Below are 2,379 nucleotides of genomic sequence, written 5' to 3' on the forward strand. Positions count from 1 at the left end.
TGCCCTGGAAGCCCTCACGGGCCAGGACCCTCTCCAGCAGCGCCCGGCAGCGAACGGACTTGCTCGCGACGCGGATCGGCTTGCCGCCGGCCCTTCGGGCGAGGTCGTCGGCGTTCGCGTCGAAGGCGTCGAGGTCGACGATCGCCAGAGGTGCGTCGAGATGAGCGGTGGCCCGGTCGTAGCGGGCCCGGTCGGCGGCGCGGCGGCGGGGTGTCGGTGGAGGGCACGGTGCTCTGGGGTGGGGTGTTCGGCGGCGCGGGGATGTGCGGCGGTGTGGAGGGGCGCCTCGGTGGGCGTGGGGGAATGGAGGCGCGACGCGCTTCCGTGCTCATGCACCCCCCGTTTCCTCGTGCCCGGGCTGACCCGGAACCGTCCGGGTCCCGGTCACCCGTGGGGAGCGACCGGCACGCATGCGACGGGTTCGCTCCCATGGACATGCGCCACACCACGGGCCGCCCGCACCCGTGGTCACACCACACGCAAGCCATACCCGTGGCAGCGGATCGGCATCCCCGTCGAGGTCGTCCCCTGCGTTCGCGTCACTCTACGGGTTGCCCGGGGTCGAGGGGGAACCAGTCGGCGGCACCGGGGCTTTAGCCCGGAACGTCCCCCTACCCTGCGGTAATCATGTCTGGCAGGCTTCGTTCATGACTGCGCGCGCCGCCGACCGGGCCCGCTACGACCGGGCCACCGCTCATCTCGACGCACCTCTGGCGATCGTCGACCTCGACGCCTTCGACGCGAACGCCGACGACCTCGCCCGAAGGGCCGGCGGCAAGCCGATCCGCGTCGCGAGCAAGTCCGTTCGCTGCCGGGCGCTGCTGGAGAGGGTCCTGGCCCGTGAGGGCTTCCAGGGCATCATGTCGTTCACTCTCGCCGAGTCCTTGTGGCTGGCCCGTTCCGGGTTCGACGACATCCTCCTCGCCTATCCGTCCGCCGACCAGGACGCCTTCGCGGAACTGGCGGGCGATCCCAAGCTCGCCGCCGCCGTCACGGTGATGGTCGACGACCCCGCCCATCTCCAGCTGATCGAGAACTCGCGGCGCGGCGGCACCGAAGTGGTGCGCGTCTGCCTGGAGTTGGACACCTCGCTGAAGCTTCTCGGGGGCCGGGTGCGGATCGGGGCGCGGCGTTCGCCGCTGCACTCCCCCGAGCAGGTCGCCGAGGTGGCGCGGGCCGTGGCCGAGCGGCCGGGGTTCAAGCTGGTCGGGATCATGGCGTACGAGGGCCATATCGCCGGTGTGGGCGACTCGGTGGCCGGGCGGCCCCTCCGTTCGCGGGCGGTGCGGCTGATGCAGGCCACCGCGAAGAAGGAGCTGGCCGCCCGCCGGGCCGAGGTCGTCCGTGCCGTACGGCGTGTGGCGCCGGACCTGGAGTTCGTCAACGGCGGCGGCACGGGCAGCGTGCAGCACACGGCGGCGGAGGACGCGGTCACCGAGATCGGCGCCGGGTCCGGGCTCTATGTGCCCCGCCTCTTCGACAACTACACGTCGTTCAGCGGGCGTCCGGCCGCACTGTTCGCGATGCCCGTGGTCCGGCGCCCGGGGGTCGGTGTGGTCACCGTGCTCGGCGGCGGGTACCCGGCCTCCGGTGCCGCGGGCCCTGACCGACTGCCGGTGCCGTATCTGCCGGAGGGGCTGAAGTACGACCCGCAGGAGGGGCCTGGCGAGGTGCAGACCCCGCTGCTCGGCGCCCCCGCGGACGATCTGCTGCTCGGCGACAAGGTGTGGTTCCGGCACGCCAAGGCCGGTGAACTGTGCGAGCGGTTCGAGGTGCTGCACCTGGTGGAGGGCGACGAGGTGACGGCGACGGTCCCGACGTACCGGGGCGAGGGCCACACCTTCCTGTAGGACCCGGTGGTGCGCCCGGGCCCGCCATGTCATCGCGGGCCCAGGCTGCTGCCCACTCCCCCGCCGGTCTTCTCGTCGCCGACCGCCCGGATGCCCCGGACGATCCGGTCGATGTCGCCGACCGGCGGGCCGTCGTCGCCCGCGTCGACGGCGAACCGGACGAGGACCGGTGCCTCGGAGCCGACGCTGGACGGGAAGACGAGGGACTGGACGTACCCGCCGGGCCCGGCGTCGGTGGTGACCCGCCAGCGCACGAAGTAGCCCGCGCGCCCCGCGACGGCGACCGAGCCGGAGCCGACGACCTCGTGACCGGTGATGCCGTCGTACGGGCGCCGGTCCAGGTCGTCGCGGTCGTACGCGTCGTTCGCGGCGTCCTCGATGTCGTTCTCGGCGAGGACCTTCGGGGACGTCTCGTCGCTCTGGGTGACGGTGCGCGAGTAGACCCAGCCGCTGCGGCACAGGCCGTCGTCGCCGGGGCAGTCGTAGGTGCCGTCGGTGACGAGGACGGCGTCCTCGTCACCGACGGCAC

General features: G+C 72.9%; 1 protein-coding gene and 2 pseudogenes. 1 reads left to right on the top strand and 2 read right to left on the bottom strand.

All coding sequences use genetic code 11. The features are described 5' to 3' along the window. A pseudogene (locus AOK23_RS46090) lies at positions 1 to 202 on the bottom strand (amino acid deaminase/aldolase); the annotation flags it as partial. A 445-nt stretch (positions 203 to 647) separates the two neighbouring features. On the opposite strand from AOK23_RS46090, the gene AOK23_RS36965 reads away from it, so the two are divergent. Further along, entirely contained in the window at positions 648 to 1,850 is a 1,203-nt protein-coding gene (locus AOK23_RS36965; RefSeq protein ID WP_055716865.1) for an amino acid deaminase/aldolase, read from the top strand. 29 nt (positions 1,851 to 1,879) lie between these two features. Here the strand turns inward: AOK23_RS36965 and AOK23_RS36970 are convergent. Then, a pseudogene (locus tag AOK23_RS36970) lies at positions 1,880 to 2,379 on the bottom strand (hypothetical protein); the annotation flags it as partial.

The organism is Streptomyces torulosus (genome assembly GCF_001419765.1).
GTDB classification, from domain to species: Bacteria; Actinomycetota; Actinomycetes; order Streptomycetales; family Streptomycetaceae; genus Streptomyces; species Streptomyces torulosus.

Excerpts from the sequence above, each read along its gene's own strand:
- AOK23_RS36965 (WP_055716865.1), top strand. The coding sequence starts at position 648 with ATGACTGCGCGCGCCGCCGACCGGGCCCGCTACGACCGGGCCACCGCT.